Source organism: Microcoleus sp. S36b_A4 (genome assembly GCF_036700645.1).
Taxonomy (GTDB): domain Bacteria; phylum Cyanobacteriota; class Cyanobacteriia; order Cyanobacteriales; family Microcoleaceae; genus Microcoleus.
The window spans coordinates 1-1,237 of sequence record NZ_JAUBPI010000222.1 but is presented as its reverse complement, the minus strand read 5'-3'; the positions used below and the strand labels follow the sequence as shown (position 1 = coordinate 1,237).

Below are 1,237 nucleotides of genomic sequence, written 5' to 3'. Positions count from 1 at the left end.
CAGGGTAAGAGCATCTCAATCAGGCTTGACACAAGCACTTGAGAATCTGCATCATATAGTCATCATTCATCGCCGCTCGTTTCTTTTTTTGTCGCAAACTACGTCGGAGAGTCGTTTCTTGATTGATGGCATTAAGTGCCATTCGTCTTAGAAGAGCCAAGTTTTGAGGGCTGTTTAACGACCGAATGCGGCATTGGTCTTCATTAAAAGTGACATCTAAAGTCCAATGAACTTGGTTTTCAATCCCCCAATGTTGACGAATTACACGACCATTAAGCTGAGCATCTACCGGTAAAGAACTTAGGTAAAACTGTACCTCTTGAGTCGTTTTGTTCCAAAGATGACGGACTCGTTCTACACAAACAATAGTCTGAATATCTGTCCATTGTTCTTGTTTATAAAATCCTCCTAATGCCGCCACTGGCACCGCCCAAACTTTTCTAATTTCGACGCGATGATGTCCCTTTTCTGTGCGGGAATCATGACTCACTTTAATTCCCTCAAACTGTTGAGATTTAGCCATCTCAAACCAGGTTTTGACTTGATTATAAAGAGTTGGATGATTACTTTTTAAGGTGACTACATAATCGCCTTTTTTCTGACGAATTAACCGAACAATCTCGGCTTGAGTCCCCATCGCATCAATCGTAACAATGGCTCCGGTGATGTCAATTAATTCCAACAATGCCGGGATCGCTGTGATTTCATTTGAATGGTCTTCAACTTTGACTTGTCCCAAGACTAACCGATGTTCACTCGCCCATGCCGTCACTAAATGTAAGTTTTTTATCCCTTTTGTTCGGTCATAAGACCCTCTCAGACTTTTTCCATCAATCGGGATCACTTCTTGAGCAACTGACCCGATTAATTGGTTCATCCATGTTCGCAATTTTTTCTCTAAAATTTTGGGCTCTAGCTTTTCAAATACCCGACGGAATGTATCGTCACTTGGGATGCCATTGGGTAACTTTAAAAACTTTTGTAACCAGGTAAGCTTACTGATTCCATAATTTTCTATGTCTTCCCACCCATCCGCTCCGGCTATCACAGCTAATAAGGCAATGACGAGAATATCTTTGAGTAAGTGGTGTTTGGTTCGCTCCACTCTTGGATCTGGTACGTCATCAAAATAATTTGAAAAGCCAGCTTGTAAATCTTCCATAGAGATAGGTTTTGGCTTGTTGAGCGCAGAGGATTTTTCCGCTGGCTTGGAGTGAGCGAATCCTTTACTCATACC

The 1,237-nt window shown here is 41.8% G+C and carries 1 protein-coding gene; it reads right to left on the bottom strand.

The genetic code is table 11. The features are described from left to right. Window positions 1-19: 19 nt before the first annotated feature. Window positions 20-1,234, bottom strand: coding sequence for an ISAs1 family transposase (locus QUA03_RS28885; protein WP_333217157.1), 1,215 nt, complete (start codon window positions 1,232-1,234; stop codon window positions 20-22). Window positions 1,235-1,237: the final 3 nt, after the last annotated feature.